This window comes from Streptomyces sp. NPDC031379, assembly GCF_055569615.1.
Map to the genome: position 1 here is coordinate 218,408 of NZ_JBVIIT010000009.1, position 12,697 is coordinate 231,104.

Annotated in this window: 14 protein-coding genes and 1 pseudogene; 3 read left to right on the plus strand and 12 right to left on the minus strand. The window is 69.8% G+C overall.

Translation table 11 applies throughout. The annotated features are described in order from the left end of the window. Positions 1–199: 199 nt before the first annotated feature. Complete coding sequence (locus ACZ5CW_RS15860) at positions 200–1,549, minus strand: outer membrane protein assembly factor BamB family protein (RefSeq protein WP_468601494.1); 1,350 nt, start codon at positions 1,547–1,549, stop codon at positions 200–202. After that, positions 1,546–2,097, minus strand: coding sequence for a SigE family RNA polymerase sigma factor (locus ACZ5CW_RS15865; protein ID WP_468601496.1), 552 nt, complete (start codon positions 2,095–2,097; stop codon positions 1,546–1,548). Before ACZ5CW_RS15865 ends, ACZ5CW_RS15860 begins: the two co-directional genes overlap by 4 nt. 469 nt (positions 2,098–2,566) lie before the next feature. Here ACZ5CW_RS15865 and ACZ5CW_RS15870 point away from each other — a divergent pair. Both ACZ5CW_RS15870 and ACZ5CW_RS15875 read left to right on the plus strand, forming a co-directional pair. Next, positions 2,567–3,196: pseudogene (locus tag ACZ5CW_RS15870) on the plus strand (Rossmann-fold NAD(P)-binding domain-containing protein); the annotation flags it as partial. Between the two features lie 72 nt (positions 3,197–3,268). Continuing rightward, positions 3,269–3,634 carry a darcynin family protein gene (locus ACZ5CW_RS15875; RefSeq protein WP_468601498.1) on the plus strand — a complete coding sequence of 122 codons (366 nt, stop codon included), beginning with the start codon at positions 3,269–3,271 and terminating at the stop codon, positions 3,632–3,634. A 300-nt stretch (positions 3,635–3,934) separates the two neighbouring features. Here the strand turns inward: ACZ5CW_RS15875 and ACZ5CW_RS15880 are convergent, their stop codons facing one another. The 5 genes from ACZ5CW_RS15880 to ACZ5CW_RS15900 form a co-directional block, all read right to left on the minus strand. After that, entirely contained in the window at positions 3,935–5,491 is a 1,557-nt protein-coding gene (locus tag ACZ5CW_RS15880; protein WP_468601500.1) for a GMC family oxidoreductase, read from the minus strand. Then, complete coding sequence (locus ACZ5CW_RS15885; RefSeq protein ID WP_468601502.1) at positions 5,488–5,835, minus strand: hypothetical protein; 348 nt, start codon at positions 5,833–5,835, stop codon at positions 5,488–5,490. Before ACZ5CW_RS15885 ends, ACZ5CW_RS15880 begins: the two co-directional genes overlap by 4 nt. Before the next feature lie 414 nt (positions 5,836–6,249). Then, positions 6,250–6,807, minus strand: a complete 558-nt coding sequence (locus ACZ5CW_RS15890) for a hypothetical protein (protein WP_468601504.1) — start codon at positions 6,805–6,807, stop codon at positions 6,250–6,252. Between the two features lie 108 nt (positions 6,808–6,915). Beyond that, on the minus strand, positions 6,916–7,137 hold the full coding sequence (locus tag ACZ5CW_RS15895) for a helix-turn-helix domain-containing protein (protein WP_030724363.1): 222 nt from the start codon (positions 7,135–7,137) through the stop codon (positions 6,916–6,918). Beyond that, positions 7,137–7,628: a DUF2975 domain-containing protein gene (locus ACZ5CW_RS15900; RefSeq protein ID WP_468601507.1), complete on the minus strand. Its 492-nt coding sequence runs from the start codon at positions 7,626–7,628 to the stop codon at positions 7,137–7,139. Before ACZ5CW_RS15900 ends, ACZ5CW_RS15895 begins: the two co-directional genes overlap by 1 nt. Positions 7,629–8,062: 434 nt before the next feature. Between ACZ5CW_RS15900 and ACZ5CW_RS15905 the strand changes: the two genes are divergently transcribed. Continuing rightward, positions 8,063–9,058, plus strand: a complete 996-nt coding sequence (locus ACZ5CW_RS15905) for an amidohydrolase family protein (RefSeq protein ID WP_468601509.1) — start codon at positions 8,063–8,065, stop codon at positions 9,056–9,058. Positions 9,059–9,440: 382 nt separating this feature from the next. Here ACZ5CW_RS15905 and ACZ5CW_RS15910 read toward each other — a convergent pair whose 3' ends face one another. The 5 genes from ACZ5CW_RS15910 to ACZ5CW_RS15930 all read right to left on the minus strand — a co-directional run bounded on the left by ACZ5CW_RS15910 (position 9,441) and on the right by ACZ5CW_RS15930 (position 12,626). After that, positions 9,441–10,700, minus strand: coding sequence for a hypothetical protein (locus tag ACZ5CW_RS15910; protein WP_468601511.1), 1,260 nt, complete (start codon positions 10,698–10,700; stop codon positions 9,441–9,443). Between the two features lie 348 nt (positions 10,701–11,048). Further along, the gene (locus ACZ5CW_RS15915; protein ID WP_468601513.1) at positions 11,049–11,762 is read right to left on the minus strand and encodes a glycoside hydrolase domain-containing protein; all 714 of its coding nucleotides are present in this window, start codon (positions 11,760–11,762) and stop codon (positions 11,049–11,051) included. 149 nt (positions 11,763–11,911) lie between these two features. Continuing rightward, positions 11,912–12,091, minus strand: coding sequence for a hypothetical protein (locus tag ACZ5CW_RS15920; RefSeq protein ID WP_468601515.1), 180 nt, complete (start codon positions 12,089–12,091; stop codon positions 11,912–11,914). Positions 12,092–12,124: 33 nt separating this feature from the next. Beyond that, complete coding sequence (locus ACZ5CW_RS15925; RefSeq protein WP_468601517.1) at positions 12,125–12,340, minus strand: hypothetical protein; 216 nt, start codon at positions 12,338–12,340, stop codon at positions 12,125–12,127. Between the two features lie 103 nt (positions 12,341–12,443). Further along, positions 12,444–12,626 (minus strand): hypothetical protein, encoded by a 183-nt coding sequence (locus ACZ5CW_RS15930; protein ID WP_468601519.1) that lies wholly within the window; start codon positions 12,624–12,626, stop codon positions 12,444–12,446. Positions 12,627–12,697 lie beyond the last annotated feature (71 nt).

The following is a 12,697-nucleotide window of genomic DNA, read 5'->3' on the forward strand; positions in this document are numbered from 1 at the left end:
GGAGATACCGGCACCATCCGCTTCACGGTGGCAGGGATCCGCCGACTCCTGGACACTCTCCTGCCCCGCCCCGCACCCCGCCTCGGGACCAGTCACCCACGCGCTGAACCGATCCCTCTGGCGCGGACAGCACCAGGCCATCGCCCGCCGCCACTACCGAAGAGGACAGATCCCGGCGCGCAGCCTGGCGTCCCTCGCGTCAGTTGCCGATCCGCGGTAGGAGGGAAATGATCTTGCTGCCGTTCCGGGCGATCAGCACATCCTCGTAGAGCAGGAGTTGGGGGGCGTCCGTGAAACCGGGTTTCGGCTTGCCGGTGTCGACGTGACCGTTCCAGACCTGCTTACCCGTGCGCAGGTCAAGGCCGGACAGGTCCCCGGCCGGGCTGAGGAAGTACACGATCCCCTGCCTCGCCGACGCCACGGGAGACGCGAGGGACGCCATCGAGTCCTTGTCGGGCATCGTGACGCCCACCGGGCCGGTCCACAAAGTCCTTCCGGTGGTCAGCGAGTAGGCGGAGGCCTTGCCCTCCCAGGACACGGAGATCAGACGATCACCGACGACAGCCCAGTTGGCCACGTGCCCCTTGACGTGCCCGGGCAGTGAAGTCCGCTTCCCGGAGCCGGTGACGGAGGTCAGCTGAAAGTCGTCGCCGGCCGCATCCTCGGCTCCGGCCAGGACCATCCGGTCACCCGAGGTCCCGACCAGCTGCTGCCTCCCGGGAAGGGTCGTGACCTGGTGGACCCTTCCGGTGGCGGGATCGAGACGCAGGACGTCGGTGTCGTGCACCTCCTCGGTGTCCTGCGTGCACAGAAGGAAGGGCGCACCGCTCAGCACGGCCCGCTGACACACGACGCCCTTGGCCCAGGTGTGGTGCCACTTCTCCTCACCGGTCAGCGGATCTAGGGCCGACATCGTACGCAGGGACGGGGTGTTCGCCCATACCGCGCCGTCGATGAGCATGGCGGCCTGGCCGGTGCGGTCGTCCTGCGGCATCTCGACCGCCCACAGCCGCTTGCCGGTGTCGGTGTCCACCGCCATCAGATCGGTGCCGCCGGCGTAGTCCCCGTTCGGCAGGTTTTTCGCGGTGTGGTTGCGGTAGGCGTAGACCACACCGTCGCGCACGGCGAACGGGCGGTCGTTCCCGTCGCCTTCGCGATTGACCTTGACGGTCCACAGCCGCTTGCCGGTGTTGGCGTCGAACTTCGCAACGTCGTACTCCGACCCGCTGCAATACAGTGCGGCACCGTCCACCAGACAGCCCCGCTCGCTGACCCCCGCCACGCCGCTCTCCCACGGGTTCCAGCCCACCGGCGACGCCGCCGGCCGTACGGGCCGGCCCTGATCGGCCACACCGCCGCCCCCAAGGCCGAGCATCGCCCCCGCAGCGATCGCGGCGACGGCCACCGCAGCCCCCGCGGCCTGCGAGAAACGACGCCGACTGCGCCGCCGTACCACCTGCTGCGCCAGGTCACCCGGCGCCCGTACCCCGTCCAGGGCGACCGCGCGCAACGTCTCCCGGACCTTCTGCTCCACCTGCTCTGTCGTCATGCCTGCATCTCCTTCGACGTGTAGCTGAGCGGCAGCACCTTTTCCACAGGCCCTTCGGGTTCCAGTTCCGGTACGAGCGCCCGGAGCTTCGCCAGCGACCGGTGTGCCGTGCTGCGCACCGTGCCGATCGGACAGCCCAGCAGCGTCGCGACCTCGGCCTCCGGCAGGTCCTCGAAGTAGCGCAGTACGACCACGGCGCGCTGGCGCTTCGACAGACGGCCGAGCGCCGCCCACAACGCGATCCGCAGCTCCAGGTCCGCCCCGGCGCCCGCCTCCTCGTCGGACTCGGGCAGCACCGGCACCGTGATCTCGGCGCGGTGTCTGCGCCGCCGCCAACGGTTGACCTGTTGGCGGTACATGATCTGGCGGACATACGCCTCGGGCTGTTCGATGCGCGCCCAACGCCCATAAGCCTTCATCAGGGCGATCTGCAGCAGATCCTCCGCAGCGTGCCGGTCCCCGCCAGTGAGCAGCACCGCGAGCCGCAGCAGCGCGGTGGAGCGCATGGCTACGAATTCCCGGTACTCATCGTGACTCGAGGCCTCCATCGGCCCTCCCCTTCTCTACGACCGCTACGACGGGGTGAGTCCCCCCTGGCTATCCCTCATCCGGCGAGATTGTGCGTTCCTACCAAGTCGGCGACAGGTTTCCTCCCGGGTGCACGTCGGTACGCTCCTGGTACGCCTCACTGGCACGGGGCTCGCAGGCGGAGTCCTCGGCCGCGGCCGCGCAAGTCATCCACGGACCGGACGTCGTCCAAGCCACAGCAATTCGGCCGTGCAGTATGGGCGGGCGTCATCAGTAAGGCGCTGTGGGCATTGCTGCTGACGCTGTTCGGCGGCGACGACGTGTGAGGGCCCCTGGTCGGCCTTCTCGGCGGTGTCGTACTACTCGGGCTACTCGGAGTCGACGGCGTCCGCCGCGGTGATCTCAGAACCCGCTGTCGGTGTGCGGAGAGTCCGGCGGACGGCGTCGCGGAGCCAGCGGTGGGCGCCGTCGGCCGTGTGTCGGGGGTGCGGTTTCACCCTCCCCGCCCTCGAGGCGCTCGCCGCCCACAGCGTCGACCATGTCGTCGGCGTCTCCGCGCTCGGCCGCGGCACCCCGCTCGCCGACCGGGCCGGCCTCGTCACCGCCTCCCTCGCCATGGACGACCTCATCGCCGGCACCGGCGTCGCCTACCGGGCGCTGGCCTGCCCGTCCTTCTTCGAGAACCTTCTCGAGGAAGCCGACTCGATCCGCGAGAAGGGCGTCTTCACCGACTCCGTCGACGCCGACCGCAAGGCCCCCTCGGTCGCTGCCGCCGACATCGCTGCCACCGCCGCCGGCCTGCTGCTGAACCGCTCGTGGACCGGCACCGACAGCGTCCCGGTCCTCGGGCCGCAGGACCTGTCCCCCAACGACCTGGCCCGCATCATGACCGAACAGCTCGGTCGCCCCGTCCGCTACGAACGCCAGCCGCTCGACGAGCTGTTCACCACCCTCGTCGGCCACGGCCTCAACGAGGCGTTCGTCCAGGGCATCGTCGACATGAAGCGGGCCAAGGACGAGGGCCTCGACGCAGGCATCGCCCGCACTGCGGACACCACCTCCCCCACCGGCTTCGAGCAGTGGTGCGCCCGGACCCTCAAGCCCGCCGTCCTCTCCTGAAGTCCGGCACCCGGCGCCGCAACACAAGCAGCTCGGCGAACCAAACCCACCTGCCACCCTGGAGGCACCCTGATGCCCGCTGAAAGGACCGAACCGCCGGTCACGGCGTTCATGCTGGTCAAGACCACACCCGAGTGGCTCGCCCTGACCGTCCAGGAACGCGTGGACGCCTTCACCACCCAGGTCCTGCCGGCCATCGAGGCCAGGACCACCGGAGTCCGGTCACGCTTCTACGACACCGAGTTCTACTCCGCGCGCGTCACCGACGTCTGGGTGTGGGAAGCCGAAGACCACCACACCTACCAGCGCCTCATCGACGCACTGCGCGAAACCCCGTTCTGGGACCGCTACTTCGAGGTCATCGACCTTCTCGTCGGCACCGAGAACGGCTACGCGCGAACCTACGGTCTCGAACCCGTCGCCACCATCACCACCTGACACCAGCAGCTGGTCCCAGACGCTGTGCGGCGGGACGCGGACCGCGACGCGTCCGCCGGGTGCCCGGCCTACGGGAGAACCCGTCGACGGGGCTGCGGCCTTCCGCCAGGGCAAGCGCTTGTACGCCACGGCCGCGCGCACCCACTCCTCGGCCTGCGCGGCGGTGGCCGCACCCACCTGCTCCAGCGGTTCACGCCGCCGCGTCAGACCGCAGGCAGCTCAGGCGGCCTCGCCGCGAACCAGGTCGTCGACGGCCCCGGTCGGCCGACCGGGCACGGTCGGCCGCCAGTGCGGGACTCGTTATCGCCCCGCCCCCGTGATCAGGTCGGCCGCCTTCTCCGCGGCCATGATCGTGGGCGCGTTGGTGTTGCCGCGCGGCACCGCCGGGAACACCGAGGCGTCGACGACCCGCAGGCCCGCCACGTCGAACACACGCAGCGCGGGGTCGACCACCTCGCCGATGGCACACGTCGACGTCGGGTGGTACAGCGTCTGCCCGGACCGCTGCGCCCAGGCCAGGAGGTCCGCGTCGGAATCCGATGCCGGCACGTCGAACGTGCCGGTGACGATGTCGGTCACCGCCCGCTGCTCGGCGATCTCCAGCGCGAGCCGGATGCCGGCGACGATGGCGTCCCGGTCCTGGGCCGTCGTGAGGTAGTTGTGCACGATCCGGGGCGCGGCGTCGGGGCGCGGGGAGCGCAGGGTCACCGCGCCACGGCTGGTCGGGGCGAGCACGCACGGGCCGAACGCGAAGCCGTGCCCGGTGACGGCGCCGAGCCCGCCCTGGTGGAAGAGCACGGGAGCGGCGTGGAACTGCAGGTCCGGGGCATCCAGTCCGTCCCGGCTGCGGAAGAATCCGCCGGCCTCCCCGATGTTGGAGGTCAGGTGGCCGCGTCCCTCGCTCTGCAGCAACGCGGCGTTCTCCGGGCTCGCCGCACTGATCAGTGACTCGGCGTCGGCGCGGAAGTTCAGCAGCGTCATGTAGTGGTCCTGAAGGCCCTGCCCGACCGGCAGATCGCGTACGACGTCGATACCGAAGGCGGACAGGACGGTCCCCGGGCCGATCCCGGACAGCATCAGCAGCTTCGGGGACTCGTAGGCGCCCGCAGACAGGATCACCTCGCGCTCGGCGCGCACCACCTCCACGGTGCCGCCCCGCTCCACCTCCACACCGGTGGCCCGGCCGCCCTCGATGACCACACGGTGGGCGAGGGCCGAGGACAGCACGGTCAGGTTCGGCCGCTCCAGGGCCGGGTGCAGATAGGCCACGGCGGTGCTGCAGCGCAGACCGCCGCGCTGGGTGAGCTGGTAGCGGCCCACGCCGAACTGCGTGTCGCCGTTGAAGTCGTCGTTCGCCTTGTGCCCGGCCTGCACCGCGGCCTGCACGAACGCCGAGGCCAGCGGATGCTCCGACCGGCCGTCGCTGACCGTCAGCGGCCCGCCCACGCCGTGGAAGGCGTCCGCGCCGCGCTCGTTGTCCTCGGCACGCTTGAAGTACGGCAGGACCTCGTCGTACGACCAGCCCTCGGCCCCGGTCGCGGCCCAGCCGTCGTAGTCGGCGCGGCTGCCGCGGATGTAGATCATCGCGTTGATCGAGCTGCACCCGCCGAACACCTTGCCCCGGGGCAGGTAGGTCCGCCGGTTGCCGATCCCCGGCTCCGGTTCCGTGTCGAGGTCCCAGTCGAGGGCCGACTTGAACAGCTGCGGGAACGCGGCCGGGACGTGGATCTCCTGCGCGGTGTCGGGCCCGCCGGCCTCGATCAGCGCCACCCGGACCGCGGGGTCCTCCGACAGGCGTGCCGCGAGGACGCAGCCCGCGGATCCGGCGCCGACGATGACGTAGTCGTAGGTGCTCAATTCCAACCCCTTTTATAGGAAGTAGAGGTGTCGTGAAACGTGGTCTGCCAGGGCCGGGGAGCCCGGTGCCGCCCCCGGAGCCGGGGTGAAAGCGCGGGATCGAGGGCGCGGGTGAGGAAGGGGAGCTGGTCCGCCGGCGCCCGCTGCTGCCGCGTGGACGTCCAGATGGCCGACGGGTACTCGCGCAGCTCCGCCCCCGCCTTCCTGGCGGTCCGACGCGCGGCGCCGGGCGGCGCGATGCGGTCGTCGGTGCCGACCTGGAGCAGGATCGGGCGCGTCAGGCGGGAGACGAAGGTGGTAGGCCGGTTCAGGCCGACCTTCAGCGCCGCGGGGGCCCAGCGCACACTTCGTCGCGAGGCAGGGTCCGCGAAGGACGCACAGATCTGCAGCTGCGCGGGCGTGACCGCCCTCGTACGACACGCCCCACAGCGCGATCCGGCTCGGATCGACGCCGGGCAGGCGCCGGGCGGCCGTGAGGGCGGTGTGGCAGTCCAGCCGCTGGCGCCTCACCGAGACGTCCTGGCGGGGCGTACCGCCGGAGTCGCCGAAGCCGCGGTAGTCGAAGGCGAACACGTCGATACCGGCGTCCGCGAAGGGCTCGGCGTGGTTCAGCAGGCCACTGTCGCGGGTGCCGCAGAAGCCGTGCGCCATGACGACGCCGGGCCGGCCGGCGCGACCGGCCAGGGCGTCGGTGGTGGCCGGCACGTGCCAGGCGGCACAGCTGATGCCGTGGCTGGGGAGGGTGATGTCCTTCCTCATCATGCTGTCTCCGGCCCGGGCTTGGGCATCGCCGGCACGCGAGCGGTGAACTTCAGGGCGCTGTCCTCGACCGGGCCCGCACACAGCCGCTCGACATCCTTCTCGTAGGCCATCTCCACTGTCCACGGGCCGCTCGTACCGGCCCTCGGGGACTTCGTGATCCCCCGGTGGACGTAGCCCGCGCTCAGATCCATGTATGGCACCCGGCTCATCTCCGCGTCGTCCAGCACCGGTTCGACGGCGCTGTAGTCGTGGGCGTCCATGTGGTCGAGCAGCCTGCAGAAGTGCTCGCAGACCAGGTCGACCTTGAGCGTCCAGGACAGGTTCGTGTAGCCCAGCGCGAACACGAGGTCGGGCACACCGGAGAGCATCATCGCCTGGTACGCCGTCGTGTCCGCCGCGTTCACCCCGTGCCTGTCGACACTCAGCCCGACCTTCCCGAACGGCGACATGTTCAACCCGGTCGCGGTCGCGATGATGTCGGCATCCAGCCACCTGGTCGCCCCTGCCCCGGGGTTGGAGCATCCCGGCCCTGTCGACTGCTCGTCGGCGTCCATGGGCTCCGCTCGCCTCGATGAGCCCAACAGCTTCGGGCAGGCGTGCGCCGACCTCCTCGCCCGTGACGGATTCCGCCGGCCCCACCGGGTCGGCGGATCCGGGGCACGTCATCCGCCCGCGGCGTCCTCGGCCTCCCAGCGCAGCAGGTCGCCGGGCTGGCACTCGAGCACCTCGCAGAGCGCGGCGAGCGTCGCGAAGCGCACCGCCTTGGCGCGGCCGTTCTTCAGTACCGCCAGGTTGGCGGGCGTGATCCCTACGCGGTCCGCGAGTTCGCCCACGGACATCTTGCGCCTGGCCAGCATCACGTCGATGTCGACGGCGATCGGCATCAGATCACCTCGTCCAACTCGGCCTGCATCTGCGCCGCTTCGACGTCGCGTGCGACGGCCTGGGCGAGCAGCGTCCGCAGCACGAGCACGATGAGTGCGACCCCGAGGATGGCCACGCCGACCCCGCCCATGATGACGGTGACGCCCGGGTCGTCCCGCTGGCCCGGCGCGTTGATGGCCGTGACCGTGAACCACACGAGGGATGCCGCCACGATCGCGCCGATGATCCCGTCCACGTACCGGAAGGCGGCGTGGGAGAACACGGTTCCGCGTCGCACCATCGTCACCAGTCGCCCTACGCAGACCAGGGCGACCTGGGCCGACACCATGCCCAGGATCGTGATCACGCGCAACGGGGTGAGCGGGAGCGACCCGTCCTCCGGGTCGCTTCCGCTGACCAACGCCCACACCATCAATGCCTGTACGAACACGGTGCCGGCGAGCACCACCACGAGCACGGCGCGCAGCGCACGCACTGCCAGCTTTCCCACGGCCCATCCTTCCATCGAGTTGCGATAGGAATATATCGAATATCGATAGGTGAAGTAAGGGCTGAGACGGAGGCGGGTGGCGGTTTCCCAAACCGCGGCGGGCACGGCGTCCACGGCGTCCACGGCGAGCCGTCTTGTTCTCGTCGAAGTCGGCCTCACTCGAGCACGAACCGGACGCCACCCGACTACGCCGAAGCCTCCCGGGATCGTGGCAGCGCGGTCGTGACCGTCCGCCATCCGAGTCGCGACACCGCAACACGGCAGTGATCTCGGCACTTCAGCGAAGAGGAACGGAGTACGGCATGAGCAAGGGAATCGAGCGCCGGAAGCCACGGGCGACCGGCGCGCTGACCTGTGCCGCGCGGTGAACAGGTCGTGCTACGCGGGCCGTGGCGAGTACCCACGGCCCCAGCGACAACGAAAGGCGCAACCGAATGAAGATCATCGCTCTTGAGGAACACTTCGTCGACCCGGCCGTCAGCAGAGCGGCCGCGCCCGCCGCGAACGTGCTGAGCCCCGACTTCGGGACCGCGTACGACCCGGCGGGCGGCCTGCCCTACTCGCCCCCCGTCGAGGTGCTGATGGATCTGGCCGAGAAGCGGATCGCCGACATGGACGCGGGCGGCGTCACCGTGCAGGTGCTCTCGTGCGTCGGCGCTCAGCAGGTGCCGGCGGACGTGGCCCCCGACCTCGTCCGTGCCGCCAACGACAAGTCCGCCGCCGCGGTACGGTCCTACCCCGACCGCTTCGCCGCCTTCGCCTCCCTGCCGACCACCGCCCCCGAGGCCGCCGTCGCCGAATTGGACCGATGCGTCAGCGAGTTGGGCTTCGTCGGGACCATGATCTTCGGCCGCACCGACGGGGAGTTCCTCGACGTGCCGCGTTTCGACCCGATCCTGGCCAAGGCCGCCGCCCTCGACGTACCGATCTTCCTGCATCCGGGCCTACCGCCGCGCGAGGTCACGGAGAGCAACTATCTGGGCGGCCTGTCGCCCGCGGTCGCCACGCGCTTTCAGACCAGCGCCTGGGGCTGGCACCAGGAGACCGCGGTGCACTTCCTGCACCTGGTTCTCTCCGGGATCCTGGACCGCTACCCCGGCCTCCAGTTCATCCTCGGCCACTGGGGCGAGATGATCCCCTTCTACCTGGAGCGCATCGACGAGGCCCTCCCACAACGCGCCACCGGACTCCAGCGCTCCTTCAGCGACTACTTCCGGCAGAACGTCCACATCGCCCCCAGCGGCTTCTTCAACCAGGCGCAACTGCAGTACTGCCTGGAGACAGTCGGGATCGAGCGCATCGTCTTCGCGGTCGACTACCCCTTCGTGAGCCATGAGGGCGTCCTGCCCTTCTTCGAACGGGCCAACCTCTCCCTGGAGGCCAAGCACAGGATCGCCCACAAGAACGCCGAGCGCCTGCTGCGCCTGTGAAGACCGCCCTCACAAGCCTCCGGACGGTGGTCCCGAGGCAGTGCCCGCGGGCGCCCGCCACCGCCATGCCCGGACGCCGCCTGAACACACCAACCGGGACGGCCCTGACGGCCGGCTCCTCCGAGGAACCCACGGGACCCCGGCCATCACGTCACACGGAAGCCGACCGGACAGGCTCCTGTCCGGTTGGCTCCCCGCCATCCAGGTCACGGCCCGTCACGGTCAGCCAACGCGCTCCCGTGAACCGAACCGATCGGCGAGGCCGACCGCCAGAAGATTCCTGCGCCTTCGGCCACCGGCACGTGCGGGTGGCCGCTGCGGCCCGGTGGTGGCCGCCCGGCAGGCCCTTGTGTGCTGGGCCCTCCCGGGATGGTCAGGATGGTCAGTGCGTCCCCTTGGCGAACAGGGATCGTTCGAGGGCGGATCGGACGGAGCCGGCGGCACTGTCACTGGCCGGGGTGAGGGCCAGTGCGGCTGTCATGAGTAGGAGCACGCGCACACCTGCGCCGGTGGCGCTGTCCACCCCGGGCAGCAGCGGAATGACCAGGGCGAAGCCCACCAGGACGAGGCTGGAGCCGGTGCGGCGCACGAGCCGGGCGGCCCGGGATGCCGGTGGCTCAGCAGCACTGTGTTGCATGAGAGCCTCCAGATCGCCCGTCGCGAGGGCCAGGACACCCATGCGCAGCGAGGCCGTGACCGCGTCGTACTCCTGTGCTGTGCGCACCTGAGTGATCGCGCGGTCGTGGCGTCGGACGAGTTCTGCCAAAGCCGCATGGAACCGCCTTGCCTGACGTCTTGCCGCGACTTCGGTGATCGAGGTTCTGCGTCGAAAGGTCGCCGTGTCGTGGGCGGCTGCGGTTGCCACGGCAAGTTGGGTCCTGACCACCTTGATGTTCCGCGGATCCCACCAGCGAGCCCGCCCCTGGAAGCACACCGATGTGGCCGCCATGAGTTCAACCAGCACAGCGTCGAGGGGACGAGGTCGATCAGGTTGCTGATACCTGCGGTTGAGAAGCCCTTCAACCGTGCTGATCCAACGGTTCACCTGTAAGCCAAGGATCACACCGAACAGGCCTGCGGCAGCAACGATCAACTGCTGGCCCGGCGGGACGGATACGGCCGTGTCGATCGTCAGCCAGGAAGCCACAACAGCGACGACAGCAGTGGCAAGCACCATCCCCGGGACGAACCAGTAGGCAACCTGCGGATGCGCGACGCGCCAGATCGTGCCTCGGAGGCCGATTCCACCGAAGACAGAGACGATCTCGCGCATGTCGTTCCGGGTGACGACGAGAGCACTGAGACAGACGGCGGCCCAGGTCGCCGTGGTGAAGAGCCACCAGGGTGCGTCGGCGGAACCGTCGGTGCCCGCTGCGAACGGTGCGGCTACCACGCCGGCGAGGACGGAGGCCGCCGCCATACCCACCGCCGTGACAACGGTGGCGGCGTAGTTGGTCACGAACTGCAAGTTGAGCGGGTAACGCATACGGATCCAGGCATGGAGCACAGACAGCTGGACCTTGCGGCGCTCGCTGTCACCGAGTTCGGGGAAGGCTTGCGCATACCAGCGGCTCCGCGCAGCGGCGTCCCGTAACCACGTCGCCTCCTCGCGGAGAAGTTCGTCATTGCTCAAGACCTGCATGCGGCTGAGTCTCCCCAAGGCGAGTCCGCCACATACTCGTTCGGTCCGACACCGACGACCGCCCGGCCTCGCGGCCTCAACCGCCGGGGCTTCCGGCGGGGAACCGCTCCAGGACGGTGCACGGCGTGCTGGTGTTCACGGGCATCACGTGCCGCCACGGCTCCGGCGCCGGCCCCGCGCCGAGGCGGTCATGGCTCGCTGCATTCGCAACCGTCCGGCCGAGGACGGGATCGAGGTCTCGCTGCCCTGCGCCGACCACCACCTGCTCGAAGGAATCCTGCGCGTGCTTCGGCCCGGGGATGTCGACCGGGCCATCGATCTATCGCCGTCGAGGTGAGGGGCGACGCGTCACGTGACCCAGGTGCCCGCGTCGTCGTCCCACTCGCGGGCCGGATGGGACGGATCCGGGGCGTCCGACGAGTCCAGGTCCCAGCTGGCCACCGTCTTGGTGGTGCCGTCGGGCAGCGTCGTGGTGATCGAGGCGAAACCCTGGATCCACTGCCACGCCATGGCCTCGGCGAATCCCGACTGCGTGGGCTCGGGCACACGAAACTCGCCGGGCCCCACCAGCGCCTGGTCGTGATGGTGCAGAAACTGGTTGATGTTGAACGCCCAGACGACCAGATCGGAGTTGGCCGCCAGAAGCTGCGCCGCGGTGTCCTTGAAGGAGCAGTACACCGCCGGCAGATAGGCCGTCTGATCCGAACGCACGACCTCGCACCAGGCGTTGACGTACGTGACGAAGTTCGCCGGAAGGTTCCCTCCGATCTCGACGTCGAGGTAGATCCTCGGCGTTCCAGGCAGGTCCGCCTCCGTCCCCGACGAGAATCCGGCCGTATCGGCCAGCTCCGCGGCGAGCAGGGCGTCCTGTCTGCCCTGGGCCGCGGTCAGGATGTGGGAACCCGGCCCGGAGGGATGCTGCTGCCCCACGAAGATCGGTGCTATTCCCCAGCCCGGGCCCATCGTCCGCAGGTGCTCCCGGTGGGCCATCCAGCTGGTGTTTCCCTGCGAGGGGGCGGGCGCGAGGTAGAAGCCGGTCCACAGAAGGTTGGTGTTCGTCATGAGACCTTCCAAGAACGCGTTGCCCGGATATGCGAGCCGGTCGATTCCCGCGTAAGCCATCGTTCTCCCCTTCCTCGGCAAGCAGGGGCTTTGTGTAAGAGGGGCGCCCGACCGCGTCGCGCGGCCGGGCGTCATCCAGGGGCAGCGCCTCACACGAGCAGGCGACTCAGCACCCCGATCAGGGGCAGGAAGTCGGCCTCGACGCCGGCGGTGTCGTCGTGGCGCTGCGCTGGGGCCGACGTACGGTCGACCGCGGGTGCCTGCTGCGGCAGCAGCAGCACGACAGGCGCAGGACGGGGCAGTTCTCGTGCGCAGTGGTCGTTGTTCATCTTTCCTCCGTCAGAGGTTTCCGGGAGGCCGGCTCAGTCGGCACCGGGTGCCGGTTCGCAACCGAAGCCCAGTGCGGGCCCGCAGAACCAGGGGCTCGGATCATTGGGATCGTGCCCATGCGCACCGCCTACTTGGTGCTCCATCACGCTCGGAGTGTCGTCGACGTCCTTGAATGCCGTGCGCACGGTGAATGGCACCAGCTGATCGCGGCGGTCGATCACTCCCTGAACCGGCAGGTTGAGTTCCATGGGGGGTCACCTTCTTGTCCCGCTGCCCGCACGGGACGCTCAGGGGCGCCGCGCCGGTGGCCGGTGCGAACCCGGACGGCCCGGCGCGGCCTGACAGGCGGTGTCAGATGAGCACGTTCTTCAGGAAGCCTCCCAGATCGAAGCTGGCCTCGACGCCGGAGCCGTCCTCGCGGTCCGGGGCCGTGGTGCGCGTGCGGTTGACCGGCGGGGCCTGCTGTGGCATCGCCAGCGAAGCAGGCGGCCTGGCGCGCTCGTCGTGCTTGTTCTGCTCGGTCCGTTCGAACATGGTGGTTCTCCTTTCCGTTTCGGCGAGGCCGGCCGGGCGGCCGTCTCATCCGTCAGGACGGTGTGGGGAGA

Coding starts and splice junctions, on each gene's coding strand:
- ACZ5CW_RS15875 (WP_468601498.1), top strand. CDS start 3,269: ATGCCCGCTGAAAGGACCGAACCGCCGGTCACGGCGTTCATGCTGGTC.
- ACZ5CW_RS15910 (WP_468601511.1), bottom strand. CDS start 10,700: ATGCAGGTCTTGAGCAATGACGAACTTCTCCGCGAGGAGGCGACGTGG.
- ACZ5CW_RS15890 (WP_468601504.1), bottom strand. CDS start 6,807: ATGGACGCCGACGAGCAGTCGACAGGGCCGGGATGCTCCAACCCCGGG.
- ACZ5CW_RS15920 (WP_468601515.1), bottom strand. CDS start 12,091: ATGAACAACGACCACTGCGCACGAGAACTGCCCCGTCCTGCGCCTGTC.
- ACZ5CW_RS15865 (WP_468601496.1), bottom strand. CDS start 2,097: ATGGAGGCCTCGAGTCACGATGAGTACCGGGAATTCGTAGCCATGCGC.
- ACZ5CW_RS15860 (WP_468601494.1), bottom strand. CDS start 1,549: ATGACGACAGAGCAGGTGGAGCAGAAGGTCCGGGAGACGTTGCGCGCG.
- ACZ5CW_RS15925 (WP_468601517.1), bottom strand. CDS start 12,340: ATGGAACTCAACCTGCCGGTTCAGGGAGTGATCGACCGCCGCGATCAG.
- ACZ5CW_RS15895 (WP_030724363.1), bottom strand. CDS start 7,137: ATGCCGATCGCCGTCGACATCGACGTGATGCTGGCCAGGCGCAAGATG.
- ACZ5CW_RS15930 (WP_468601519.1), bottom strand. CDS start 12,626: ATGTTCGAACGGACCGAGCAGAACAAGCACGACGAGCGCGCCAGGCCG.
- ACZ5CW_RS15905 (WP_468601509.1), top strand. CDS start 8,063: ATGAAGATCATCGCTCTTGAGGAACACTTCGTCGACCCGGCCGTCAGC.
- ACZ5CW_RS15915 (WP_468601513.1), bottom strand. CDS start 11,762: ATGACGAACACCAACCTTCTGTGGACCGGCTTCTACCTCGCGCCCGCC.